The 24,298-nt window shown below is 58.0% G+C and carries 22 protein-coding genes, 1 tRNA gene and 1 pseudogene; 11 read left to right on the top strand and 13 right to left on the bottom strand.

Annotation, left to right across the window (positions count from 1 at the left end):
• Positions 1–10: 10 nt before the first annotated feature.
• The 4 genes from ACRZ9X_RS10980 to ACRZ9X_RS10995 form a co-directional block, all read right to left on the bottom strand.
• Positions 11–1,300, bottom strand: a complete 1,290-nt coding sequence (locus ACRZ9X_RS10980; RefSeq protein WP_480518708.1) for a TRAP transporter large permease — start codon at positions 1,298–1,300, stop codon at positions 11–13.
• The gene (locus ACRZ9X_RS10985) at positions 1,297–1,836 is read right to left on the bottom strand and encodes a TRAP transporter small permease (RefSeq protein ID WP_480518710.1); all 540 of its coding nucleotides are present in this window, start codon (positions 1,834–1,836) and stop codon (positions 1,297–1,299) included. Before ACRZ9X_RS10985 ends, ACRZ9X_RS10980 begins: the two co-directional genes overlap by 4 nt.
• A gap of 58 nt (positions 1,837–1,894) precedes the next feature.
• Positions 1,895–2,893 carry a TRAP transporter substrate-binding protein gene (locus ACRZ9X_RS10990; protein ID WP_480518712.1) on the bottom strand — a complete coding sequence of 333 codons (999 nt, stop codon included), beginning with the start codon at positions 2,891–2,893 and terminating at the stop codon, positions 1,895–1,897.
• A gap of 240 nt (positions 2,894–3,133) precedes the next feature.
• Positions 3,134–4,075: a LysR substrate-binding domain-containing protein gene (locus ACRZ9X_RS10995; protein ID WP_480518714.1), complete on the bottom strand. Its 942-nt coding sequence runs from the start codon at positions 4,073–4,075 to the stop codon at positions 3,134–3,136.
• Positions 4,076–4,172: 97 nt separating this feature from the next.
• Here ACRZ9X_RS10995 and ACRZ9X_RS11000 point away from each other — a divergent pair, with 97 nt between their 5' ends.
• Together ACRZ9X_RS11000 and ACRZ9X_RS11005 are read left to right on the top strand one after the other, a co-directional pair.
• Complete coding sequence (locus ACRZ9X_RS11000) at positions 4,173–5,801, top strand: amidohydrolase (RefSeq protein ID WP_480518715.1); 1,629 nt, start codon at positions 4,173–4,175, stop codon at positions 5,799–5,801.
• Positions 5,798–6,679, top strand: a complete 882-nt coding sequence (locus ACRZ9X_RS11005; RefSeq protein WP_480518717.1) for a CobW family GTP-binding protein — start codon at positions 5,798–5,800, stop codon at positions 6,677–6,679. The genes ACRZ9X_RS11000 and ACRZ9X_RS11005 overlap by 4 nt, the downstream gene beginning before the upstream one ends.
• Before the next feature lie 101 nt (positions 6,680–6,780).
• On the opposite strand, the pseudogene ACRZ9X_RS11010 reads toward ACRZ9X_RS11005, so the two are convergent.
• Positions 6,781–7,152, bottom strand: a pseudogene (locus ACRZ9X_RS11010) (MlrC C-terminal domain-containing protein); the annotation flags it as partial.
• 187 nt (positions 7,153–7,339) lie between these two features.
• Between ACRZ9X_RS11010 and ACRZ9X_RS11015 the strand changes: the two are divergent.
• The 4 genes from ACRZ9X_RS11015 (at position 7,340) to ACRZ9X_RS11030 (ending at position 9,079) form a co-directional block, all read left to right on the top strand.
• Entirely contained in the window at positions 7,340–7,675 is a 336-nt protein-coding gene (locus tag ACRZ9X_RS11015; protein WP_480519100.1) for an RraA family protein, read from the top strand.
• Positions 7,676–7,801: 126 nt separating this feature from the next.
• The gene (locus ACRZ9X_RS11020) at positions 7,802–8,011 is read left to right on the top strand and encodes a hypothetical protein (RefSeq protein WP_480518719.1); all 210 of its coding nucleotides are present in this window, start codon (positions 7,802–7,804) and stop codon (positions 8,009–8,011) included.
• A gap of 262 nt (positions 8,012–8,273) precedes the next feature.
• Positions 8,274–8,693 carry a M20/M25/M40 family metallo-hydrolase gene (locus ACRZ9X_RS11025; protein ID WP_480518721.1) on the top strand — a complete coding sequence of 140 codons (420 nt, stop codon included), beginning with the start codon at positions 8,274–8,276 and terminating at the stop codon, positions 8,691–8,693.
• Between the two features lie 164 nt (positions 8,694–8,857).
• Positions 8,858–9,079 carry a hypothetical protein gene (locus ACRZ9X_RS11030; RefSeq protein WP_480518723.1) on the top strand — a complete coding sequence of 74 codons (222 nt, stop codon included), beginning with the start codon at positions 8,858–8,860 and terminating at the stop codon, positions 9,077–9,079.
• A gap of 255 nt (positions 9,080–9,334) precedes the next feature.
• On the opposite strand, the gene ACRZ9X_RS11035 is transcribed toward ACRZ9X_RS11030, so the two are convergent.
• The 7 genes from ACRZ9X_RS11035 to ACRZ9X_RS11065 all read right to left on the bottom strand — a co-directional run bounded on the left by ACRZ9X_RS11035 (position 9,335) and on the right by ACRZ9X_RS11065 (position 17,304).
• Positions 9,335–10,324 carry a C45 family autoproteolytic acyltransferase/hydolase gene (locus ACRZ9X_RS11035; protein WP_480518725.1) on the bottom strand — a complete coding sequence of 330 codons (990 nt, stop codon included), beginning with the start codon at positions 10,322–10,324 and terminating at the stop codon, positions 9,335–9,337.
• An 8-nt stretch (positions 10,325–10,332) separates the two neighbouring features.
• Positions 10,333–11,781, bottom strand: coding sequence for a biotin carboxylase (locus ACRZ9X_RS11040; RefSeq protein ID WP_480518726.1), 1,449 nt, complete (start codon positions 11,779–11,781; stop codon positions 10,333–10,335).
• A gap of 17 nt (positions 11,782–11,798) precedes the next feature.
• Entirely contained in the window at positions 11,799–14,531 is a 2,733-nt protein-coding gene (locus ACRZ9X_RS11045; RefSeq protein ID WP_480518728.1) for an aminotransferase class I/II-fold pyridoxal phosphate-dependent enzyme, read from the bottom strand.
• Positions 14,532–14,573: 42 nt separating this feature from the next.
• Entirely contained in the window at positions 14,574–15,542 is a 969-nt protein-coding gene (locus tag ACRZ9X_RS11050; protein WP_480518730.1) for a carbon-nitrogen hydrolase family protein, read from the bottom strand.
• 114 nt (positions 15,543–15,656) lie between these two features.
• Positions 15,657–16,007, bottom strand: a complete 351-nt coding sequence (locus ACRZ9X_RS11055; RefSeq protein ID WP_480518732.1) for a hypothetical protein — start codon at positions 16,005–16,007, stop codon at positions 15,657–15,659.
• 70 nt (positions 16,008–16,077) lie between these two features.
• Positions 16,078–16,599, bottom strand: a complete 522-nt coding sequence (locus ACRZ9X_RS11060; RefSeq protein ID WP_480518734.1) for a VOC family protein — start codon at positions 16,597–16,599, stop codon at positions 16,078–16,080.
• 138 nt (positions 16,600–16,737) lie between these two features.
• On the bottom strand, positions 16,738–17,304 hold the full coding sequence (locus tag ACRZ9X_RS11065) for a cupin domain-containing protein (protein WP_480518736.1): 567 nt from the start codon (positions 17,302–17,304) through the stop codon (positions 16,738–16,740).
• A gap of 149 nt (positions 17,305–17,453) precedes the next feature.
• Between ACRZ9X_RS11065 and ACRZ9X_RS11070 the strand changes: the two genes are divergently transcribed.
• The 3 genes from ACRZ9X_RS11070 to ACRZ9X_RS11080 all read left to right on the top strand — a co-directional run bounded on the left by ACRZ9X_RS11070 (position 17,454) and on the right by ACRZ9X_RS11080 (position 21,063).
• Complete coding sequence (locus ACRZ9X_RS11070; RefSeq protein ID WP_480518738.1) at positions 17,454–18,731, top strand: 4-aminobutyrate--2-oxoglutarate transaminase; 1,278 nt, start codon at positions 17,454–17,456, stop codon at positions 18,729–18,731.
• Between the two features lie 2 nt (positions 18,732–18,733).
• Positions 18,734–20,209 (top strand): NAD-dependent succinate-semialdehyde dehydrogenase, encoded by a 1,476-nt coding sequence (locus ACRZ9X_RS11075; protein WP_480518740.1) that lies wholly within the window; start codon positions 18,734–18,736, stop codon positions 20,207–20,209.
• Positions 20,210–20,700: 491 nt separating this feature from the next.
• Positions 20,701–21,063: a hypothetical protein gene (locus tag ACRZ9X_RS11080; protein ID WP_480518742.1), complete on the top strand. Its 363-nt coding sequence runs from the start codon at positions 20,701–20,703 to the stop codon at positions 21,061–21,063.
• Between the two features lie 380 nt (positions 21,064–21,443).
• Here ACRZ9X_RS11080 and ACRZ9X_RS11085 read toward each other — a convergent pair.
• Positions 21,444–21,528 (bottom strand) — tRNA-Leu (locus tag ACRZ9X_RS11085).
• Between the two features lie 320 nt (positions 21,529–21,848).
• On the opposite strand from ACRZ9X_RS11085, the gene ACRZ9X_RS11090 reads away from it, so the two are divergent.
• Entirely contained in the window at positions 21,849–22,277 is a 429-nt protein-coding gene (locus ACRZ9X_RS11090; RefSeq protein WP_480518744.1) for a hypothetical protein, read from the top strand.
• A gap of 3 nt (positions 22,278–22,280) precedes the next feature.
• On the top strand, positions 22,281–24,293 hold the full coding sequence (locus ACRZ9X_RS11095) for a dynamin family protein (RefSeq protein WP_480518746.1): 2,013 nt from the start codon (positions 22,281–22,283) through the stop codon (positions 24,291–24,293).
• The last annotated feature ends 5 nt before the right edge of the window (positions 24,294–24,298 follow it).

Genomic DNA, 24,298 nt, shown 5'->3' on the forward strand with positions numbered 1-24,298 from the left:
GGGGCGCCTCCTATTTCGCTTCTCCGTATAGCCAGTCGGGCAGGAAGGTGGTGAGGTCGGGGAAGAATATCAGGATCACCATACCGATGACATAGGCCAGAATGAACGGTAGCACCGCGACGGATATGCGTTCTATCGAGATGCCGGATATCCGGGCCGCAACGGTGAGGTTTGCACCTAAGGGCGGCGTCAGGAACCCGATCTCGCAGGTGATGACGGTGAAGATGCCGAACATCACCGGATCAACGCCCAGAGAGCTGACCAGCGGCAGGAACACGGCGGTGAACAGGACGATTTGGGCCAGTGACTCCATGAATGTGCCGATGAAGATGTAGAACACGCCGATCAGCAACAGCACGAGGAATTTGTTCTCGGTGATCGAGGTTATGCCGTCTTGCACGGCCGTTGGCACGTCATAGAACGCGGTCAGTTGTCCGAAGGCCAGCGTGGGTGTCAGCAGGATCAGGATGCCAGTCAGCAGAGAGGTAAACCGCAGCGCCTCGATCAGCTTTTTGATCGTCAGTTCGCGGTAAATGAAGAAACCCACGAACAGCGAATAGAACACGGCCACACCTGCGGCCTCGGTTGGGGTGAAGGCCCCGCCGTAGATGCCGCCAAGGATCAGAACCGGCGCGCCGATGGACCATTTGCCGTCCCACGCCGCACGCAGGAAAGGACCCCATGAGAACCGCTCGCCGTCGCCTCCGTACCCGCGCCGACGGGCGACGATGTAAGTGGTGATCATCAGCAGGATCGTGACCATCAGTCCCGGGATCAGCCCCGCCAGAAACAGGCGCGGGATCGAGGTTTCCGAGACCAGCCCGTAGATAATCAGCAGGTTCGAAGGTGGGATAAGACTGCCCAATGCGCCCGCGCTGGCAGTAATGGCGGCGGCGAAGGGCACGTCATAGCCTTCGCGTTTCATGGCCGGAACCGTGACCGACCCAATCGCCGCCGTGGTGGCAGGGCCCGAGCCTGAGAGCGCGGCAAACAACATGCAGGCGAACACCGTCACCAATCCCATTGACCCGCGATAGGCCCCCACAAGGTTGGTCGCGATTGAGATCATGCGGGTGGCCATGCCGCCCACCTCCATCAATCGCCCAGCCAGCACGAACAGCGGAATGGTCAGCAGGGGAAAGGGCGTCAGGCTGCCATAGCCGGTCTGCGCCATCAGCGTGTAGGGGATATCAATCAGATACAGCGCCAGCGCCGTTGTCAGACCGACCGAGACAAACAGCGGCACGCCAATGACCGTCAGCAGGACAAAGGCGATGGCGAGAGCCATCAGAGCACTCATATCTGATGCTCCTGATCCTTGGTGGTCGCTTCCCATTCCTCGGCCAGCATACCCGGCAGGCCGTTTCGCCCGTCACGCCACCAGTTGACATAGGTTTGTGCCAGACGGATCAGCATCAGCGCGTAGCCGATCACCAGAATGGTTTGCGGGTAGAACTGGTTGATGCCCAGGCTGGGGCTGGTTTCAGGAAAGCGCCAGAAGACGGCCAGATAATCCCAGCTGATCCGCAGCATGAACAGGCAGAAGAAGGCCCAGAAGATGTCGGCGATGAAAATGACGATCTTGCCAAAGCCGGTTGGCAGCGCCTGCACGGCCACCATGATGCGGATGTGAAACCGCTCGCGCACACAGAGCGATGCGCCCATGTAAACCGCCCAGACCATGCACATGGCGGCGGTTTCCTCGGTCCAGTGCAAGGCAACCTGAAACACATAGCGCGCCACCACCTGCGCAAAAACCGCCACGGCGATCACCGCCAGACAGGTGCAGCAAATCAGTTCCTCGAAATGCCGTTCGAGCCACTTGAGTGCAGCCATGATTGTCCCTCGTCCGATTGCCGGGCCGAAAAAGGGCGCCTTGTGGCGCCCGGTTTGTTTATTGGGCCGCAGCCTGAATGGCGTTCACCAGCGTGATGAAATCCTCGCCGCGTTTTTCCGCGAACTCCTGCTGCACGCCTTGGGCGGCGGCAATAAAGTCTGTGCGGTCCGGATCGGTACGCGCCATGCCGCCTTCTTCGACCAGCCATGCGCGAACCTCTTCGGTCTCGCTCGCGACCTGAGCGGCAAATTCGGCACCTGCCGCTTCAGCGGCAGCCAGAATCTGAGCGCGCTGTTCGTCATTCAACTTCTTCATGAAGTTGTCCGACGCGAACAGAGGCGCGAAGGCCACGAAATGTTCGAGGATGACCAGATGCGGCTCGAACTCAAAGAACTTCATGTCGCGGATGAAGGAGGTGCCGTTGTCGCCACCATCGACCGTTCCGGTCTGCAGCGCCGTGGGAGTTTCCGACCACGCCAGCGGCACGGGGTTTGCGCCAAAGGCTTCGAATGTGGCGATCATCACCTCGTTTTTCGGCACGCGGATTTTCAAACCTTCCATGTCGGCCATCGTGTTCACCGGGCGCACCGAGTTGTAGAAATCGCGATACAGCGCCGGACCAAAGGCCAGCAGATGCACGCTGGTGTCGGCCTGCAATTGGTCTTTCATCTGCTGGCCAACGTCACCATTCAGCACCCGGTCCAAATGCTCGGCGTTCTGGAAGATGTAGGGCAGGACCGTCACATCCATCAGCGGCCAATGGGGAGAGACGTTGTTGGCGGTGATAAAGAACCCGTCCACCGTGCCCAGCTGCATGGCCTTGAACGCTTCATCTTCGCTGGAAATCTGGTTGCAGCAGCGCAGCTTGACTTCGATCGCGCCGTCCGTGTGCTCGGCCACTTTTTCCTGAAAAATCTTGCCAAACCGACCGTACAGAGACTCTTCGGGTGCGCCAAAGCCTACATTCATCGTAATATCGGCGGCCAGTGCGGTTGTTGCGCTTATCGCGAATGCCAGCACTGACGCTGTCGCGGTTTTCAAATTCAAAATTTTCATGAAGTCCTCCTTGTTGGTGCGTTCTTGTTGTCTGATCGTGCCGTGCGCTGCCCCGGTTTTATCGTGTTTCCGCAAGCCTAGTACGGGTCGGTTGAATTCTGCAAATCCCAGCGCACCGAATCCGGACAAGCACAAGGTTTTCAGGCCCTGCAGTCCCGTGAGTGGGTCAGGCAGACGCTAACCAAACCTTATTGATGCAGAAAACAATTGTTTTCTTAGGGTATTCTAACATTTTTTGGGTTATTGCGCCGCAGGCATCGCGGGTGAGGTCAACAAATGGTCAAACCCACCCCGATCCGAGATTTCCTTGCAGGTTTCCAGCACTTTGCGCACAAGGGCCGACCGTTTGCCTGCGCCCGTATATGCGACCCCATAAAACGGGGCGTCCTGATCCCCTGAGATCGGTCTTGCCACATATCCGTTCTGCCCCTTGCGATCCAGCGGACCGCAGATGTTGAGAATGGCATAGCCGAGATCTGCAGCAACCATTCCGCGCAGCACCGATGAGCTTTTGGTGGTGTGGGCGACGCGGGGCCGCAGCCCCTCTGCGGTAAAAAGTGCCTCGAAATAGTCCGGAGCGCCGGGCAGGTCCAAAAGGATCATCGGTAAGTCGGCCAGATCGGACAGCGTGACCTGCGCCTTTTGGGCAAGATGCGAAACATCCGGGATCATCGCTATGGGTGCAGCCTTGAACATCGGCAAAAAGGGTTGGGCTTTGGGCGCTGCACGGCGATATGTCAGGGCCAGATCGACAACGCCGCTATTGAGCATCTCGGCAATGCTGAGCATATCGCCCTCTTTGATCTCGACGCGGATATTCGGGAAGTCGTGCGAGATGCGTTTCAGGATCGGTGGCAATACGTAAGGTGCCGTGGGGGCGTAACAACCCAGCCGCAAAGTTCCTGCCGGATCGCCCGTCAGGGTCAAAAGATCGGATTCGAAGATGCGCGCTTGTTCCAGAAACACCCGGATGCGCGCGCCGATTTCGATGCCCTTATCGGTCGGGACGATACCCTTGGCGGGCATACGCCGGAGCAGTTCGGTCTGGGTGGTGCTTTCGATCATATCAATGGCGGCGGTGATCGAAGACTGCGAAATATTCATCTCGACCGATGCACGGGCGATTGATCCGGTACGCAAAGCCGCGTCGAAATACTGAAGCTGTTTGAGGGTAAAGCGCACGGCCTATCCTGTATTTTTTGTATGATACTCTGATACTAATTCTATTTTTCCAAGCCACCAAGCTTGGATAGCTGTTTGGAAACGGCAGGAGAGGCATATGGGCGAAACGCTCCTTTTTCATGCGAAATCGGTCGTGACGATGGACCGCAACCTTCCCCATGCGACCCATGTCGCGGTACGGGACGGGCGCGTTTTGGCTGTTGGAGGCTCCGATTGCGCGGAACCGTGGGGCGGGGCTGACGCTCATATCGATCTGACCGACGCTGTAGTGATGCCCGGATTTGTTGAAGGCCACGCGCATATGATGGCCGGTGCGATGTGGGACTATGCTTATTGTGGTTACCACGACAGGATCGACCCGCAAGGGCACCTGCACCAGGGCATGACCGACATTGAGCAGGTGATCGAACGTCTGAGGGCATTCGAGGCGAGTCTGCCGCCGGATGCGCCATTGGTGGGGTGGGGCTTTGATCCGATCTTTCTGACGACTGAGCGCTTGAGCCGGCATCATCTGGATCAGGTCAGCACAGACCGACCTATCGCGATCCTGTTCTCGAATTTTCATCTGCTCTGTGCGAACAGCGCGGCTTTGGCCCTGGCCGGATACAGCGCGGAGACAAATGTTGAGGGCGTGATCAAGGGCGCGGACGGGCAGCCAACCGGCGAGCTGCAGGAGATGGCCGCCATGTTCCCGATCATGCGGCGCACGGGCATCGATTTTCGCGCGCTGACGCAAACGGATGCAGCCATTCGATCCTATGGAGAGGTGTGCAAACGCGCGGGTGTAACCACCGTTACGGATCTGTTTGCCACCCTCACGGAAGACGACGTCACCCGCCTGATTGCCGCGACCAATAGCGCCTCGTTTCCTGCCCGTCTGGTCCCTGCGTTGGGTGCAATGGGGGGCGCTCCGGTTGATATCGCGGATCAGGCGATTGCGATGCGCAAACGCTCGACTGACAAGTTGCGCTTGGGTGCGGTCAAGCTGATGACCGATGGTTCGATACAAGGCTGGACAGCGCGCGTGCGTGCGCCCGGTTACATCGGCGGCCAGCCAAACGGATTGTGGAACACCGCCCCCGACCAGATCTTCCAGCTTTGCGAAGAGATGCAAAAGCGCGGGTTGCAAATGCATATCCATGTGAACGGGGACGAGGCCGCGGAGGTGACGCTTGACGCCTTGGAAGCCACCGCGCGCAAATACCCATGGCCCGGCGCGCGCCATGTGCTGCAACACTGTCAGATGATGGATGAGGCCATGTTTCGCCGTGCTGCCGAACTGGGTGTCGCGTGCAACATCTTCGCCAACCATATCTGGTATTTCGGCGATCAGCATGCCGCGTTGACCATTGGTCCGGATCGGGCCCGCGCGATGGACGCCGTGCGGGACTGTCTGGATGCAGGGGTTGTCACCGCAATTCACTCTGACGCGCCGGTCACGCCGATGGGTCCTCTGTTCACCGCATGGTGCGCTGTCAACCGTCAGACCATGAGCGGAGAAACTTTGGGTCCGACACAGCGCGTCACCGTTGAAGAAGCGCTTTATGCAATCACGCTAGGGGCCGCGCAAACCTTGAAAATGGATAACGAGATCGGCTCGATTCAAACGGGAAAACGCGCAGATTTTGCAATCCTGAAGGATGATCCTTTGGCTGTACATCCGAGCGAGTTGAAAGATATCCAGGTTCTGGGCACTGTTCTGGGCGGCGAGGTTCATCGCCTATGAACCTTTTGCCTCTGACAGTGATCGGCGGATATCTTGGCGCTGGGAAAACGACCCTGATAAACCGGATTCTGGGATCGAACCATGGGTTGCGTATTCTGGTTTTGGTGAACGACTTTGGCGCCATCAACATTGACGCCAAATTGCTGGTCTCGGCCACGGAAGACACATTGGAGCTGTCCAATGGTTGCGTGTGCTGCACCATGGGCGCGGACCTGTTCCTTGCCGTCGGCGATGTTTTGGATCGGTGCCCCCGACCAGACCACATGATTATCGAAGCCAGCGGCATTGCTGATCCTGCCCGTATCGCAAACGTCGCTCATGCTGAGCCCGATCTGATACATGCTGGAATCGTCACGGTTGTGGATGGCCTTCAATTCAAAGCTCTGAGCCGCGATCCGCTGATCGCGACACAGTACAAACATCAGATCGCCTGCGCTCAGATGATTGCTGTTAGCAAATCGCCGTTAAGCGCTGACCTTCGCACCGAATTGTCGGTTTTGAAACCTGATGCGCAAGTTATGGCAAGCGACCAAATTGGGATCGAGCAGCTTCTGCTGACAGGACAAGACCTTGCAGACGAAACCGAAATCACGCATCCGGCCTATGTAAAATGGTCATTCAGTGGGCCTAAGTCCTTTGAGCAAGCGGAACTGTTACACGTACTGAACTGTCGACCGGAATCGCTTTATCGTTTGAAAGGCCACGTTCGCGGCAAGCATGGTGCCGGGTTCCTGATTCAAACCGTCGGGTCAGAACTGGCGGTTAGTGAGATTTCCCAACCGGTGCAAACCGAACTCATCGGTATAGGTCTCGCGGCACGTTTGACGCCCGGAATTTGCGATTCCTGGTGGGCCGGGGTGTCAGAGCGGGCGGGATAGTCGATCGCTCGTCACATACGATGTTGACAAGATTTGCTCTAGGGCGCTTCCAAGAACGGGCTGTTTTTTCTGTGTGAAGTGTCCGTGGAGAAAAGAGTTCATCAATTTTGCAGGGCAAGCGAAACTCGGATGCAAAAGATCAACCCTGCCAATCTTTTCCTCTCACCAGTGACAAAACCGATTGATTGCGCCGACCACTCGACACTCGGATCAATCGGATGGATCGGGCGTGGGGTCTTTTTGAAGTCTATTCTGGACAACTCGGGTGAGGTCAGGCCCGGGCCGTCGATTTCGACACCACGGTCCGGCGTGAAAAACTCGTCGAATCCGGCCCTGAAATGGCCGCGGGACCTGACGACGATGGTGTTGAAGTCAGCAATGTTGAGCCCAAGGCGTTCCACGAATGCCGGTTCACATAGCTGGCGGCGGATGCTTGCCACGATGATGAGCACATCTTTGCACTTCAGAAGGGCACATTGGCCAAGGTCCTACTGTCCGACCGGATATAGCCCACGTCTGCAACTGATGGGGCCATCAGCCAGTTTCGCGACTTCGACCTCTGCCTCATGACGTCCAGACTGCGTGTCAATCTCGGACCGATTGAATCTGGCTCGGAAAATTGCGCCTTCACCGAGCTCCGCAGTTTCATGAGCGGGTGCCATTGTCGATGGCCCGATTTGTGATCCCGACGAAATCCGCAAACACGATTTTCCGGTGTGGTCCTATGGCGTTTCACCCACCACCACACGCCGGACCGGACCCTCTGGCAGCCTCAACCTGCCAGTGAGCTACGGTGGTGTAGTGGTCCATGCAGGCGATCTGATCATGGCGAACGATAGCGCAATAATCTGCGTACCCCGCGCCGAAACCGCAGACCTCGTCAAAACGGCGGTAGCGAAAGTAAACACAAGTACCCAACGTCGAGCGAACATGAAGTCCGGAGTCACGTTGGGCATTTTGTCCGGAGCTGATGATCTGTCGCGCAATACGCCGTAACCGTGGAGACCGCGCAATGACCGAGCTTGCGGCATCCACTAGTTTGAATGCATGCGCTGCCTTCGCGGCTGGTAAGCCCTTTCTGATCCCGGTCGGTCCGACCGAACCGCTCGGTTGTTTACAACTATGGGAGACTACCGACTGGAAGATGCGCTGGCAAAACATCTGGCTGAGCAAACAGGTTGCGTTACCGTGCCAGCGCTGCCCTTTGGTCATACTACCCATTTTCAGAATACGACTGCGGGAATCGCCTTGTCCGCCGAGGCATTTGCGGCGGTGTTTCAGAAATCGTGGATGGCCTCATTCGTTATGGCGTCAGAAGCATCTTCGAGCTGAACGGACATGGCGGCAACTCCGCTATCAACGCCAATTAGCTTCGGCTGACGCGCCAAGCACGGCCTCTGGATCATCTTCCGACGTCCGATTTCGCTCACAATCCTGATCCTGACGGGGGTCACGATCATCATGCGGGTCAGAAAAGCCCGGATGAACAAGGCGCTTGCAGCCATTCAGGACGATTGATCTCAGGTACATTCTCCGCCCTCTGCTTTTGAGCGCGGGCAAAGGGCGGAGCTTTTTCAAAGCTTGGGGTTTTATTATGCCTCCTCCTGCCGAAATTCCGGCTTTTGCCAATGAGATGACCAGCTGGCGTCGGCGTCTCCATGCCAACCCCGAACTTGCGTACAAGGAGTTCGAAACCTCGGACTTCGTCGCCCGGCGCCTGACGGAATGGGGCAGCCCGTTCGAACGTCTGACCGAGACCGGCATTGTCGCAACTCTGCGCGCCGGCGATGGCAACCGCGCGGTAGCCTTGCGGGCCGACATGGACGCGCTGCCAAAGGAAGGCCAGGGAGAGACGCCATCGGCCTCGACGGTACCCGGCGTCATGCATGGCTGCGGCCATGACGGAGATACCGCTACGCCGCTGGGTGCGATTAAATACCTGTCTCAGACACGTCGGTTTTCAATCAAGGTAACGGGCAAGGGCGGGCACGCCGCGTCCGCGCCACGCCGTTGACCGCTGCTTGCGGGGACGCAGGTTGCCTTGTCGCTCCGGACGATCCACTCACGTCGCATTGATCCGTTGGAAAGTGACGTGATTTCGGTCACACAGTTTCACGCAGGCACACCGACTGATTTCGGTTTGCACGCCGTCATCACCGTTGTTGCGAGGACAATGTGATGATGAAACGTCCACCGGCGAAGGGTGGCGAGGATTTCGCTTTTCTGGCGCAAGCACGTCGGGGTTGCTTTACCTGTATCGGCACCAACAAACCTGGAGAGACGGTCGTGCCACTGCACAACCCACGCTTTGATTTCAACTATAGAGTCCTGCCGGTAGGCGCGGCCCACTTTGCCACTGTCGTGGAGGAAGTTCTGGCCCCCATTAACATGCCCAACTGAAACAAGAATAGTTCGGGACCGCTTCGCGTATCGGTGCGTCTTTTATCAATGGTCAGCGCGGTGCCTGTCGACCCAGTCTTAACACCGTCGAATTGAAGCTGGGTCTGCTGGACAAAGGATTTCGCCAACCCGAGAATCCCACGGAATTCTCTGTCCAAGAGCGCATACCTGAGTGCTGACTGTGTTCGAACCGCATTCCAACCCCGAGAGACCTTCAGTCCAAGTGCCGATGAAACGCAAAAATCAGATTTCGTGCTAAACACTTTGCGGAGTGGCGTCCGGAAGCAGAATGACTCTTTCACTTTCAGTGAACTCACCCAGCGACAGCTCCCATGATGACCCGGGCCAAAACAGTTGCAGCTGCTTTTTGGCGGGCCGGTAGACGGCTGTGTAAAGCGTGCCGAAGCCGGACTTGAATGCGGTGGAATAAAGCGGCGGGCGCAAGAAGGCATCAATGAACCGTTTTTCGCTTTCGGGATGCTGGTTCAGGCGGTTCAGCAGGAAACGTTCGCGTTCAACGGTCGCGGTGAAACGTGCATGTTTGGACCATTCCACATGGCCCTGATGGTTCGTCGCCACCGGCACGTCCGAGATTTGCGGGTGGCGGTCGGGGGCAAGATATACCGTGCTGTGGTTATATTTGGCGTCCAGAACGGTGACGTTGTAGCTCATGTGGCAGGGGATGCGGCAGAGCGCATCGACCGCCTCTGCTGTGGTCTCGCAGGTCTGCAGCACATAGCGCAGGATCAGTGGCACGCCGAACCCGTCTCCGACCTCGCGCCGCCCGCCGAAGGTCAGGGACACCGTCAGACCGGCATCATTTATCCCGTCGAGTAGGCCCAGAATGCCGTCGCTCATCCCGATCACACCGCGCCCGTCCCAGCGGGTTTTCAGCATCGCTGCATCGAAGGTTTTCGGGTGATAATCATAATTGCGCACCAGAAACGGCGTCTTGCCGCGCCAGATCGCCTGGCTGCAGCCCGACAGGTATTTCGGCGGGCAATAGAAGCTGAGGAACCGCGCCTGACTGTCGCTGCCGCCGACCAGTTCGACCACCTCGTCATACAGCGGCACAATCTCGGGCATGTGCCGTTCAAGCGCCCGCAGGCATTCGCGATAGGTGGGGCGGGCCGAATACCCCTCCTGCGCCCACCATTTGCGGTAGGCGGGCCAGTATTCGGCAAACAGCCCGGCCAGCTTGGGGCCGGGCTGTTCCTCGTCGATTGAGCGAAAAACAAGCGCCATGGGGCTTTCTACATGATTTTGAAGGCGGGGTCTTCCATCGGTTGTGCCGCAGGCAGCGGCTCTGCTGCGTAGGCCGAGGTGATCCCGTGTATCCATTTCTTCGAGGTTTCAGTCAGCTTGAACCCCTTGGTCATCGACCGCCCGCGCGTCACCAGAATGCCCAGATCCGCCCCTTCATAGCGGTAATCGCCGACATTCGAGATGCGCAGGAAGAACGCCTCATTCTCGCCAACCGCGCGGCGGTGATAGTCGAAGCGGTCGAACACGACGCGACCATCTTCCAGCATCTTGTAGATGCCCGATTGCGGCGCCTGCGTGATGCGGTCGACGCTGTCATCGGTATGCTTGATCACCATCTGCGACCAGCTGTCGATCATGTCCGGGTCGGCCCATCGTGCGTTGAGTTCCTCAACATCCAACTCGAACGGTTTCTTCGTGAATTCCAGCAGGTGGAACAGGAACAATGGCGCGTCCGCATGGGCAAAGGCCGCGTGGTTGGTCATCGAACTGGCCCCGGTGATACGCGGGTTCAGTTCACCCAGCCAGATCTCTCCGGTTTTCTTGTCGATCAGGAAGTCGAGCTCGAAATAGCCGCGATAGCCGGATTTGCGCAACTCTTCACCGAATTGGAACGTCAATTGACGCGCTTGTTCGCGGGCCTTGGGCGGGAAGGCGGTCGAAAAGATTTCGTTCCCGCACCAGCCACCGCGATAGGGGGTGAGTTCCTTGAAGCCCACAAGCTCGGTCATCAGCGGGCCCACAATGGTGCCCTCGGAGGTTGCACAAGCCTCGATCGCCGCGCCGCGACAGTCGATCCGCTTCATGATCTTGATCTCACCTTCGCCGATGATCTCGTCTTTGTGCTTGTTGAAGTCAGCCTCGGACTTGATGAAGAAGGTGGTGTGGCCGCTGTCTCCAAAGGCCGATTGCAACACCAGATCGTGCCCCAGCCCGGCCTTGTCACAGATTTTCTGCAAGTGATCATAGCTTTTGACCACGCTCAGGGTGTTGGGCACCGACGGCACGCCGGCCTTGTTGCCGATGCGAACGGTTTCGATCTTGTTGTCGCATTTCGTGCGCAGCTTGGCCTTGGGGAACCACAGCTGACCGCCCAGTTCCTTGACCAGCTTCTCGGTCGTTTCATCAAACATCAGGAACACAAACTTGGGCTTGCCGCCGCGCCGCTTGATCAGGTCGATGACCTCTTTGTGCTGCAGCAAATAGTTGTTGATGTCTTCGATCGACTGAAATTCGTCATGCGGCATCTCGGAAGGGACAAACACGTTTGGATGCCGCCCGTCAAAGCAATCCATGTAGCAGATATAGGTGAAGTTTTTCACCCATTCATCCAGCCCCAACAGGTTGAAATTGGTCGCCGACACGAAATAGATCGGGTCCTTGTTGGTGTGGAAATACCGGCGGATTTCCGAGATGTTCTTCAGCACCTTCTTTGGCATATGGTCCTCCCAGTCCCTTATGTTTTCTTGACTGATTTCAAAGCGTCTTCGGTAAAAATGCGCAGGCCCAGGTCGGCGCGGAAACCGTGGATTTCCGACACGTCCAGCTCTTGCATGAATTTGAGAATTTCGGGGCTGATCACCTGCCCCGGCACCAGAATGGGAAAGCCCGGCGGATATGGGATCACGAATGTGGCCGAGACCATTTCCTCGCCCGCCTCCAGCCGATCCAGCATGTCCTTGTCGGGTTCCACGTAATCGCAATTATCCTCGTCATAAGACAGGAAGAACGCGGTGCGGATGTCCCCGGCTTCGGTGCCGTCAACACAGCGGAACGCGTCGTGGAAGCGGCTGAAATCAGGCAGCGGTGGGACGTGTTCACTCAGGTTTTTGACGCGTTTTTCGAAGGCGCGCTTTTCCATCTTGGACGCGTCGTCCATCAGATCGTCCAGTTCCTTGGCGATCTCGACCAGAACCTCGATCAGATAGGCGACCGAGCTGCGCGTGGTGCCGATATTGGTCATGAACAGCACGGTATTGCGCGAGGTCTTGTTGATCTGGATGCCGTATTTATCCATCAGGATCTTGGTCTTGAACGTATCCCCGTCCCAGCCCGTCGCGCCCACATGCAGGGTGATGCGGGTGGCATCCAGAACGAATTCGTCCTTGGCCCAGCAATCCCAGACGTCTGCCCAGCCCTGATCCGGGTCGAAATAGCTGGTCATGCCGCTTTCGCGGTACTCCTCGGGGATCATGTCGCCCGCGGTGACCAGCCGGAAGTATTTCCTGAGCAATGGATGGGTCGTCACCGCCCGACGGATCGCCATGGCGCTTTCGACTTGTCGCTGGACGAACTCATAGCCTTCGATCTCGACCTGCCTGCGGCCCACATCCAGAGACGCAATGATCTGGTAATTGGGCGAGGTGGAGGTGTGGGTCATGTAGGCCTCGTGAAAGGCCTCTTCCACCGCGCCTTTGAATTGCTGGTCGTTGACGTGGATCATCGAGCCCTGCCGCAGCGCGGTCAGCGTCTTGTGTGTCGATTGCGTGGCATAGACCCGCACCCGCGCGTCCGGCGGCGCGATCAGGCGGGTGTTCAGCAATGTCTCATCATCCGCGCCTTCCAACTCGGCCTGCTGGGCGGCGTAAGCTTCGGCGTGCTCAGCGGTACGGAATTGTTCACGCAACAGGTTGGCGGAACGCATGGCGGTGCGCACCCGGGTGTTGGGGGCGAAACGGGCATAGCCGAACCAGGCCTCATCCCACAGAAACACAAGGTCTTTCTTGATCGCCAGACATTCCTGCATCACGCGTTGGACGTTGTAGACGATACCGTCAAAGGTGCAGTTGGTCAGCAGTACCATACGCACCTGATCCAGCTTGCCTTCGGCCTTCAGGGCCAGCAGCTTGTGCTTGATCTCGCGGATCGGCACCGCGCCGTACATCGAGTAATCATGCAGCGGATAGCTGTCCATATAGACCACGCTCGCCCCGGCCAGCACCATGCCGTAATGGTGCGACTTGTGGCAGTCACGGTCGACCAGCACGATGTCACCGGGGCGTACCAGCGCCTGCACCACGATCTTGTTGCAGGTCGAGGTGCCGTTGGTGGCAAAGAATGTCTGCCTCGAACCGAAGGCGCGTGCGGCGGCCTCTTGCGCCTCTTTGATCGGGCCGCGCGGTTCCAACAGTGAATCCAGCCCGCCAGACGTGGCCGAAGTTTCGGCCATGAAGATGTTCGAGCCGTAGAACGCCCCCATATCCTGAATCCAGTGACTGCGGCTGATCGATTTACCGCGGCTGATCGGCATGGCGTGGAATACGCCGGTGGGCTGTTTGGAATATTCCTTGAGTGCGGTAAAGAATGGCGTCTTGTAGCGCCGCTGCACACCCCGCAGGATATTCAGGTGCAGTTCCAGAAAGTCTTCCTGATTGTAGAACACCCTCCGACACAGGCCCAGATCAAGCCCGGCGATATCCTCGGCCGATCGATCCGTGATCAGGTAAGCATCAAGTTCCGGGCGCAACATGCCGATCCGGCGGCAGGTCTCGGGGCCGTATTCGGACGGCGACAGCGCATCCAGATCAGCGCCTTCGCCATAAAGGCTGATATAGCGCCCCAACACGTTGGTTTCATTCTTGGATTTCAGACTGAGGCCCGGGCGAACAATGACGGCCTGAACGTTCTGGTTGAACAGAACCCCGATCAGCGCGTCTTCGACGCTGGGCACCACGACCGTCTCATAGATGAACGGGTCTTCGCTGCGGCGCATCCGTTGCAGGCTGGATTGCAGGAACCGTTCCTGATGCTCGTTGACATTGTCGACGATCATCACCTCGAAATACGGTCGCCCCAGCGCGCGGGCTTCATGGCTTTGCGCCGCCTCATCCTCGAATTCATCGCCTTCGGTTTCATCCGCGATCAAAGGGATCGAGCGGCGGCGATAGGCCCCCGAGGTCAGTGCCCGCGAGACCCGCCGCACAGCGGTCGAGAAATCAGCGAAGTTACCATGATCCAGCAAACGGCGCAGATAGTCGAAAGCCGATCCGCCGGGAAAGGCAAAATACATCTCGATCGGCGCAAGCGCCTGCAGCAAATTCCGGGCGCGGTCGCGGTCTTTATCGCGACCGCCCTGATCCAGCGACTCGGCCGTTTCTCGCAGCGCGCTCCATCGGTCTGCCCTCAGTTGTGAGGCGCTGTAGTAATCCGAGATGGAATGGAGCTTTTCGCCATCGGAAATGCCGTGCATGAAGATTTTCCTTTCTGCCGATACCAAAAAGCTGCACCGGTATCAGTCTGTGCCTGAACGCCCTTTGTAGAGATACAGATTGTCGGGCTTTGACGCGGCGGCTTCGGTGTATCCCAGCGCCGTTCTGGGGTCGGACGCGGCGACGCCCGCAATGTCGCCTTTTTGCGGAATGCGCAGCGGGCCCAGCGTACGCAAATAAGCATCCGCCCCACTGGTCCGGTCGTAAACCGGGAAATCCGCCTCGCGGTCGCGGAAGCTTTTGAGGACCTGACCCAGACCTTTCATCCCGACTTCACGCTGGCGGCGGACCTGATCAAGGTCAATCTCGATGGGGAAGATATCCTCTTGCCCGGCCGACTGGTGCAGCACGGTGGCCGACGGATCGACCACCACCGAACGGCCCACGCCACCGGCAGCCAGCCCGTTTACGTCGAATACGTAACACTGGAACTGCGCGGCGGTGGCCTTGGCAATCGACAACTCGGCCTCGCGGTCGGTCGTGCCGGTCAGAACCGGGTGCAGCAGAACCTCGACCCCTTGGCTGGTCAGGTGGCGTGTGGTTTCGGGGAACCAGATGTCATAGCAGATCGACAGACCGAACCGACCCACATCCGGCACGTCAAAGATGCAGAATTCCGTTCCGGACGCGATGCTCTGCTCATACGGCTTGAACGGGAACATCTTCGAGTATTTCGAGACGATCTCACCATCGGGATTGATCACCACCGAGGTGTTGAAAATCCGCCCGTCTTCGTGCTTTTCGAACATCGAGCCGGGGATCAGCCAGATACCATAGCGCCGCGCGGCATCCTGAAAGCGCGACAGGTCGTCGTTGGGGAAGGGCTGGGCAAACCGGTCGAGCGGGCCGTAAGGGGCCAGTTCGCTGAACAGCGCCATCTGGGTCCAGGGGAACCGCGCCATCATAACATCGATCCGATGCAGCATCGCCTCAACATTCGACTGCAGCGCGCCGACATGCATCTGGATTCCGGTTATCGCAAAGGGGGTCATTTTTCGTTTCTTCTCTTTTTTCTTGCCGATTGCGACTGCCGTGGTGGTCCGGCGTTCTTCATCGGAACATAAAACCGCGTATTAGTGCAAGCCCGCTGTCAGCGGGCAGTTGATTTATCCGGCCTCGTCCTCGGCAAGCTCTTCGCCGGGCGTTTCGACAAAGTCGATATCGTTACGCACCCAGAAGAATCGGAAGCCGCAACTGCGCAGCCATTTCTCCAATCGGTCCAGGCTGGACCATTCCCGCCGCAGCCCACGCGTGGATTCCACCAGCGCCCATTGGCCATCGACCAGAAAATAGACTGTCCAGGTGTTGGGGTGCGCCGACTGGTTGGCAAAACCACCGCTGACCACCTCGCGCGCGGTGCGCACGGCGACCGGGTAGTCACCAATCCGGTTTTCGGCGGCGAGGATGGCCAGATCGTTCTGGCGGATCGTGAAAGTGGGAAGGGGTGCATCGTTCATGATTAGCCTGTTAAAGAACACACCCACTCCGGTACCTCACGATCCGTCCGTTGTCCAACCTCGTCCGGCCTCAAGCAGCCTCGGTTTCTTCGACGGGCTCTGCGGTTTCGACGACGGCTTCGGCATCCTGATCCTGAATCGCGCGGAACAGCGCTTTGCGGCGCTCGCTGATGTCTTCGGATTTCAGGTTCTCGGTGCGCGTCGCCAGCGTCCAGATGTGGCCGAACGGATCGGCCACGGTCGCGCAACGTTCACCCCAGTAGGTGTCGTTTGCGTCAGCAATCAGGGTTGCGCCATTTTCCAGAGCGGTCGCCAGCGCTGTATCCGCATCTTCAACATACATGTGATGGCCAACGGGGATGACGGTGCCGGGAACGGTGGGGACATGCGCGCCCCAGCCAGCGGTGACGAACAGCATCGAGTTGCCGATCTTGATGGCGGCAAAGCCGGGGGCCTCTTCCGCGTCATAGGCCTGAATCTTGGCGTCAAAGGCTTTTTCGTAAAAGGCCAGCGCCGCAGGAACATCGGCAACGGCAAGCGATGCGGTGCAGGTGCGATAACCGCGCGGCAGGGTGGCAGGCTTCTTTTTCATAACTCAAATCTCCGAATTGGGCGGGGGTCGCCCGATGAGACATGCGGGAAAACTCCCGCACTATGTACCATACTGTGGATCAACTCGGCGGATATTGCAACACTATGATGCATAGTGCTGAGATTTGTGTGCTGAAGGTCAGAATGTCGGGGGTGTGCAGGCGCTGACGATCCGGCATTTCTCCGGGCCCACCTGCCGGAACCGGTGCGGCGTGCGGCTGTCAAAGTAATAGGCATCGCCCGGACCCAGCACCTTGCGCTGATCGCCCACCGTGACCTCGACGCGGCCCGAAATCACGATACCGCCCTCTTCGGCCTCGTGCCCATACATGACTCGGCCCGTATCCGCGCCCAGATCATAAGTCTCCTGCAGAATCATCATCGAACGACCGTAGAGATTCGAGCCCACCTGCCGAAGCGACAGACCGCCCTTGCCGATCTCGGTCAGCTCTTCGGCGGCGTAGAACACGGTCTGTTCGCTTTCGATTTCGAAGGAAAAGAAATCGGACATACTGATCGGAATGCCCTGCAAAATCCTCCGCAACGCCCCGACCGAGGGGTTCATCTTGCCCGACTCGATCAGCGAAATGGTCGAGTTCGGTACATCCGATTTCTTAGCCAGCGCCCGCTGCGACAGGCCCGCGCGTTCGCGCAGGGTCCGCAGGCGTAATCCAAGGGTCAGATCATCCTGATTGGCGTTCTTCATGTTCACTATCCGCATCACTTGAGGGGTGCCGGGACCGTAAATCAAGGGCTTATGATTCACAAGAAACAGGCTTTCGCCTGAGGCTGTGGGCATTACAGTCGCGCGGTCAGATTTGCGGGCACGCGCCCGATAACCCGAAAGGACGCAAGATGCTGAATGCTCAGATTGCTGAACGCCGCAACACCTCGATCGCGCAGGGCGTGGGAATGCAGACGCAGGTCTATGTGGACCGCGCCGCGAACTCCGAGGTGTGGGATGTCGAGGGCAAGCGCTATATTGATTTCGCCGCAGGCATCGCCGTTGTGAATACCGGGCATTGCCACCCCAAGGTGATGGAAGCGGTGCAAAAACAAGCCGCGAACTTCACCCATACCTGCCATCAGGTGCTGCCTTATGAAAACTACATCCGTCTGGCCGAGCGCCTGAACGAGAAGGTGCCGGGCGATTTCACCAAGAAGACCGTCTTTGTGACCACCGGTGCCGAAGCGGTCGAAAACGCAGTCAAGATCGCCCGCGCCGCAACTGGCCGCCCTGCCGTGATCGCCTTTGGCGGTGGTTTCCATGGCCGGACGTTTATGGGCATGTCCCTGACCGGCAAGGTGCAGCCCTATAAGGCTGGCTTTGGCGCAATGATGCCCGACACCTATCACGTGCCCTTCCCGGTCGAATTGCACGGCACCTCGACCGAAGATTCGCTGGGCGCGCTGACCAAGCTGTTCAAGGCCGATCTGGACCCGGGCCGTGTGGCCGCGATCATCATCGAGCCGGTTCAGGGCGAAGGCGGCTTCTACCCCGCGCCAGCTGAGTTGATGCGCGGCCTGCGCGCGCTGTGTGACGAACATGGCATCGTGCTGATTGCGGACGAAGTGCAGACGGGTTTCGCCCGCACCGGCAATCTGTTTGCGATGGACGCCTATGACGTGGCCGCCGACATCACCACCATGGCCAAAGGTCTGGCAGGCGGTCTGCCTCTGGCGGCTGTCACCGGCCGGGTCGATCTGATGGATGCTGCACAACCCGGCGGTCTGGGCGGCACCTATGGCGGTAACCCGCTGGGCATCGCCGCCGCTCATGCGGTGCTGGACGTGATCGAAGAAGAAGACCTGTGCGCCCGCGCCAACGAGATGGGCTCGCGCCTGAAACAGCGTCTGGAATCGATCCGCGCCCGCACGCCTGAAATCGTCGACATTCGCGGCCCCGGCTTCATGATCGCCGCCGAGTTCAACACCACCGACGGCAGCGCTCCGAACCCCGACATGGCCAACGCCGTGCGCGCCGAGGCGCTCAAGCGCGGATTGATCCTGCTGACCTGCGGCGTATATGGGAACGTAATCCGTTTCCTCGCGCCGCTGACGGTGCAGGACGAAATCTTCGCCGAGGCGATGGATATCCTCGAAGCCTCGATCGACGCTGTCAAAGGAGCCTGAACATGCTGGATACCAAAGTGACCAAGCTGGAGCTGAAAGATCCCAGCCTTCTGGAAACCCGCGCCTATATCAACGGCGAATGGGTCGAGGGCGAGGCGACGTTTCCCGTGTACAACCCCGCGACTGGCGATCTGATCGCCAACGTGACCGATGTCAGCATCGAGGGCACCGCGCAGACCATCGACGCGGCTTACGCGGCCAAGAAAGAATGGGCCGCGCAAACCGGTAAGGAGCGCGCCGCAATCCTGCGCAAATGGTTCGATCTGATGGTGGAAAACGCCGATGATCTGGCCACCATCCTGACCGCCGAAATGGGCAAGCCCTGGGCCGAAGCGCGCGGCGAAATCCTCTATGGTGCGTCCTTCATCGAATGGTTCTCGGAAGAGGCCAAGCGTGTCTACGGCGACGTTATCCCCGGCCACCAGCGGGACAAGCGCATCGTGGTGCTGAAACAGCCCGTTGGCGTGGTGGGCTCGATCACCCCGTGGAATTTCCCCAACGCCATGATCGCCCGCAAGGTTGGCCCTGCACTGGCCGTGGGCTGTACCTTTGTGGCCCGTCCCGCAACGTTGACACCTCTGTCGGCACTGGCCATGGCCGTACTGGGCGAACGCGCTGGCATCCCGGCGGGCGTGTTCAACGTCATCCCCGGCACCGACAGCTCGCGCGTGGGCAATGAGCTCTGCACCAATGACAAGGTCGCCAAGATCACCTTTACCGGCTCGACCCGCGTGGGTCAGATCCTGATGCGTCAGGCCTCAGGCACGATCAAGAAGATGTCGCTGGAGTTGGGTGGCAACGCGCCCTTCATCGTCTTCGACGACGCCGATGTGGATGCCGCCGTGGACGGCGCAATGATCGCCAAGTTCCGCAACAACGGCCAGACCTGCGTCTGCGCCAATCGCATCTATGTGCAGGCGGGCGTCTACGACGAATTCGCAGCCAAGCTGGCCGAGAAGACCAAGGCCCTAAACGTGGGCAACGGTTTCGGCGATGGTGTCACCACCGGCCCGTTGATCAACGACGCAGCTGTTGCCAAGGTCGAGGAACACATCTCGGACGCGGTCTCCAAAGGCGCGACTGTGACTTTGGGCGGCAAACGCTCGGGCCTCGGCGGTACGTTCTTTGAACCCACCGTTCTGACCGGCGTCACATCTGAAATGGTCGTGGCCAAGGACGAAACCTTCGGACCTGTTGCGCCCCTGTTCAAGTTCGAGGATGAGGATGACGTGATCGCCATGGCCAATGACAGCGAGTTCGGTCTGGCCTCATACTTCTACAGCCGCGATCTGGCGCGCGTCTGGCGCGTGGCCGAAGGGTTGGAATCGGGCATGGTGGGTATCAACACCGGGCTCATTTCGACCGAGGTTGCACCCTTTGGCGGTGTCAAACAGTCTGGCCTGGGTCGCGAAGGGTCGAAATACGGCACCGAGGACTTCCTTGAGATCAAGTATCTCTGCATGGGCGAGATTTCCTGACCCTAGGGCTCATTTAGCATTGTTGAACAAGTTGAGGTTCGCCAAAACGGCAAGGGGGCGTCAACAACAGTTCAGCAATGCAGCCATCCAGACTTGCCTGACGTGAAGGTGCCAGCCGAATTGCAATTGCGGCATACGACCGGTTTAGTATGTCGCCTTTTGCGTTTGGCCGGTCTGGATGATTTGGGACATACTTGTCTGCGGCGTGCTGTGCGGGTCTACCGGATAATCCGGATACCAAAAAGCTCAGCCACGAATATTGGGCGACCCGCGACGGCAAGCGCAATGCACCTGCCCGAACCACTTGGAATAAATTGATCATTCACTATTAAGGCACTGCGGCCTATCGAGGGTGTCCGTCGTCACAGTTTTCCGGAATCCTGAGGTAATTTCATAGCGAAGGCTCTGGTTCAATTTCTGTTTGAGTTTAGGCGACAACGATAAGTGTCGCTTCCGTCGCAAGCGCCGCGCGTGATGCACTGCAGGACACTTTGTCAAAAGCCAATGAGCGCGTCGCCATTCTTTCGATTCTATGCAAGCTGGCCGTCGATCTTGAGTGGATAGATCGGAACCTCGTTGTCGATCTCGCTAATCTCAAGGGCAGCGAATACGAAGCGTGGCCGGACAGGGCGTTAGAGGCATATGAGGCCTATCGCGCGAAGCACGACGCGACAACGGCCCGTACTGCGTGTGAGCTCGGGGTAGGGACCGGTCAACGCATTGGTGATTGCTCCAAAGTGATTTGGAATGACTTCGACGGCGAGTTCATGCGCGTTGTGCAGGACAAGGCCGGCCAGAAGATCTGGATCTACTGCCCGAAGCGATTGCAGTCATATCTCGCGCCTCTTCCCTAGAATGGCAAACATATCCTGTCTAAGAAACTGACGCAGCCGATCGGCAAGCGGGGCGTTCAAGAAACCGTCGAGGAGGTTCGCAATGCCATTGGCGTCATGCACGGAGACAATCGCCGTGTTCCACACGGATGGCGCTAGACAGCAGCCCGGTTGTTGGCTGAAGCAGGCTGCACGGACACCGAAATTCAGGCCGTCACCGGCCGCAAGACGTTGGCGATGGTTCAAAAGTACCAAGCGCAGGCTAACCAAAAGGCAAATTCAAGGTGCGCACAACGGTGGAGGGACCGTTGAAACGAAACAGAACGTGAAAGTGTGAAGCTCTCAAGATCAACCAAAGAGGTGGATCGAGCAAGATGCAAGATATGTTCATGAAAACAGAATGGTGCGGGTGGAGGGACTTGAACCCCCACGCCTTGCGGCGCCAGAACCTAAATCTGGTGCGTCTACCAATTTCGCCACACCCGCATCCCGATGCCAAAACATCGCAATGAGGCGGTGCATAGCAAAGCTTGTGAGGGAGTGCGAGAGGAAAAGTCTTGCGCCATGCGAGATTGTCAAAAGCTATCTTGGCGCCGAGAGATTGTTGGCTGGAAATCTATGGTGATACAACCTTGGGCAGAGTAGAGGACCACATTTGCGCCACATTTCAAACGCCAAAAGATCTTATTCGCGTCAAAATAACACCGTGGTGATCGTAGTTGATGGGACGCAGGAGTTAATGAGTCTTTTTGCCTGACGGCATCTTACGAGTTTCTGCTCAACTCCAGAAATAAGGGTCCCATATCGTGACCAGACAGATTCATACCGCTGCTGCCGAGCAAGACGCTGTTTCGCTTGCCCGGGAAAGCTTCATCGGCGAGCTGAAGTCGCTGAACCGGCAATATCCCGGCACGGGATTTGGCATCGCTCTTAAAACCCATTCGGGTGAGCGTTATTTGATGGCAAATGCAAGGATGCCGTTGCCCGCGCATAAATCCGAAGACTTTCCGACGGGTCGTCGTGTTGCCTGTCTTGAGAACGGCGATCAGTTCCGCTCGATCGAGGTGTTGGCCGATGCTCATGCTTTCGATTCGATCTCACCACGTGCCGAGGCCGAGATTCTCGGTGACGCGCTGGATCTGATTGCGCGGATCGACACGATGGCTGGTCTGTCTAACGGCGGAATGCCGGATCTTACTCGGACCCATATCGCCGCAACAGGTACCGGAGGGTAATAAATGGCGCGCAACGACCATCTTCTGTCCGTTGGAAATGAAGCTCTGTCCCCGATGACAGAGACCATGACCGCGCTGACAACGCAGATCGACCAATTGACAGAAGTGGCGGATGCGCGCTCTTCCGCCCGTCTTGCAACGCTCAAGACGCGTATGGAAAATTTCACCGCCAGTGTCACGTTTGTGGGGCAGGTGAAGGCTGGGAAATCCTCGATCGTCAACATCCTGGCCGGGCGTCCGAATCTGCTGCCTTCGGATGTGAACCCGTGGACATCGGTGGTGACCACGCTGAACATCAATACACGAACGCCGGGCGACACACGCTCAAAGTTCACGTTCTTCGAACAGGAAGAATGGGACAATCTGATGGTCGGCGGCGGTCGTCTGGGCGAGTTGGCGAACCGCGCCGGTGCTGATGATGAAATGGATGATATCCGGCGACAGGTCGGTGAGATGAAAGCCAAATCGGAAGAGCGCCTTGGCAAGCACTTCGATTTGATCCTAGGTCAAAGCCACCAATACGACTATTTTGATGAGGAACTGATACAGCGCTACGTGTGTCTGGGGGATGAGGATGACCCCGATATCAATCCGAAAACTGGTCGTTTTGCCGATGTGACCAAGGCGGCAGAACTGTTCATGGACATTCCGCAATATCCGATCTCGCTGAAACTTTGCGACACGCCGGGTGTGAACGACACGTTCATGGTGCGCGAGCAGATTACGCTGCGCAGCCTGCGTGGATCTGAAGTTTGCATTGTTGTGTTAGCAGCCAGTCAGGCGCTGACCACAATGGATATGGCGCTGATGCGCATCATCGCGCAGTTCGAGAACCGGCAGATCATCCTGTTCGTCAACCGGATCGACGAACTGTCAGACCCAGTCAATCAAGTGCCGGAAATCAGGGATCGCATTCAGGATACGCTGAAGCAAAACGGAATCGACACCAGCACGAGCGTTGTATTTGGCAGCGCGCTTTGGGCCGAGGCGGCACTGACCGGAAACCCGGACGTATTGACCGAAGACTCCCGCGAGGCGCTGAACACATTCTATCTGGCGGCAGGGTTTGGCGATCAGGCCGCGTCGCTGGACAAGATTTGGGCTCTGTCAGGTCTGCCGGACCTGCTGCTGGCCATGAATGAACGTATCGCAGAAGGTGCGGGGACACGGCTGTTGGATCGTGTACGTCACCGTGCGCGCAACATCGCCAGCCAGATCCGCGCCGGTGCTGTCGCAAAAACATTGTCCGGAGGCGAAGGCATTGTTCGCGATCTGGACGGCACCAGCCCTGAAGAGGCGATTTCGACCGTGTCAGCGGAATACGAAAAGAAGGTCGCAGAACTTACCACAAAATTGAGGGACAAAGTCTTGGAGCGTCTGGCTTCGGCCGAGACAAACTTTGTGAAACGCGCGACGGATTCGCTGATTTCTCATCTTGAGAAAAGCGGTGAACAAGGGACGTGGCAATACGATCCTGCTGGCTTAAGGACGTTGCAAAAAGCGGCCTATTTCAGCTTTGCCCGCGCCATGCGCAAAGAAGCTGGGCAGCTCTACGCAACAGCAGCCACCGATGTCGAAGCACTGTATCATCAGCTGTTGGGCAATCATCTGGGCGAATTCAGCATTGAAGCGCCGATTGTACCACGTGTTCCGCCTCCGCTTGGGATTGGACGGACGATTGCCCTGGATCTGCAAAGCACATGGTGGCGCAGATGGTGGCAGCGTCGTAAGGGTTTTGAAGCTTTCGCCGCCGATTACACCCGACTGATCGCATCCGAGGCGAACTCGATCACGAAGGATATCGAGGAAAACCAGATCGCGGCCGTGTTGGAAAATGTCCGGTCGACGCTTGCGGATTTCATGCAGGAGCAAAAGGAAACGCTGCTTAGCATCTCGCAATCCGGCGATCAAAGCGGACAGCAAAGCGCTGCATTGACGGCCGGACTGCAACCGCAGAAGTCGCGCGATGACATATTGGGCGACATCCTCAAAGATCTCAGCAACGAAGCAGCATAAGAAGA

This window comes from Ruegeria sp. AL1, from assembly GCF_056540905.1.

Coding starts and splice junctions, on each gene's coding strand:
- ACRZ9X_RS10985 (WP_480518710.1), bottom strand. CDS start 1,836: ATGGCTGCACTCAAGTGGCTCGAACGGCATTTCGAGGAACTGATTTGC.
- ACRZ9X_RS11075 (WP_480518740.1), top strand. CDS start 18,734: ATGCTGGATACCAAAGTGACCAAGCTGGAGCTGAAAGATCCCAGCCTT.
- ACRZ9X_RS11020 (WP_480518719.1), top strand. CDS start 7,802: ATGGGAGACTACCGACTGGAAGATGCGCTGGCAAAACATCTGGCTGAG.
- ACRZ9X_RS11055 (WP_480518732.1), bottom strand. CDS start 16,007: ATGAACGATGCACCCCTTCCCACTTTCACGATCCGCCAGAACGATCTG.
- ACRZ9X_RS11025 (WP_480518721.1), top strand. CDS start 8,274: ATGCCTCCTCCTGCCGAAATTCCGGCTTTTGCCAATGAGATGACCAGC.
- ACRZ9X_RS11005 (WP_480518717.1), top strand. CDS start 5,798: ATGAACCTTTTGCCTCTGACAGTGATCGGCGGATATCTTGGCGCTGGG.
- ACRZ9X_RS10980 (WP_480518708.1), bottom strand. CDS start 1,300: ATGAGTGCTCTGATGGCTCTCGCCATCGCCTTTGTCCTGCTGACGGTC.
- ACRZ9X_RS11040 (WP_480518726.1), bottom strand. CDS start 11,781: ATGCCAAAGAAGGTGCTGAAGAACATCTCGGAAATCCGCCGGTATTTC.
- ACRZ9X_RS11000 (WP_480518715.1), top strand. CDS start 4,173: ATGGGCGAAACGCTCCTTTTTCATGCGAAATCGGTCGTGACGATGGAC.
- ACRZ9X_RS11095 (WP_480518746.1), top strand. CDS start 22,281: ATGGCGCGCAACGACCATCTTCTGTCCGTTGGAAATGAAGCTCTGTCC.
- ACRZ9X_RS11060 (WP_480518734.1), bottom strand. CDS start 16,599: ATGAAAAAGAAGCCTGCCACCCTGCCGCGCGGTTATCGCACCTGCACC.
- ACRZ9X_RS11070 (WP_480518738.1), top strand. CDS start 17,454: ATGCTGAATGCTCAGATTGCTGAACGCCGCAACACCTCGATCGCGCAG.
- ACRZ9X_RS10990 (WP_480518712.1), bottom strand. CDS start 2,893: ATGAAAATTTTGAATTTGAAAACCGCGACAGCGTCAGTGCTGGCATTC.
- ACRZ9X_RS11030 (WP_480518723.1), top strand. CDS start 8,858: ATGATGAAACGTCCACCGGCGAAGGGTGGCGAGGATTTCGCTTTTCTG.
- ACRZ9X_RS11050 (WP_480518730.1), bottom strand. CDS start 15,542: ATGACCCCCTTTGCGATAACCGGAATCCAGATGCATGTCGGCGCGCTG.
- ACRZ9X_RS11045 (WP_480518728.1), bottom strand. CDS start 14,531: ATGCACGGCATTTCCGATGGCGAAAAGCTCCATTCCATCTCGGATTAC.
- ACRZ9X_RS11035 (WP_480518725.1), bottom strand. CDS start 10,324: ATGGCGCTTGTTTTTCGCTCAATCGACGAGGAACAGCCCGGCCCCAAG.
- ACRZ9X_RS11065 (WP_480518736.1), bottom strand. CDS start 17,304: ATGAAGAACGCCAATCAGGATGATCTGACCCTTGGATTACGCCTGCGG.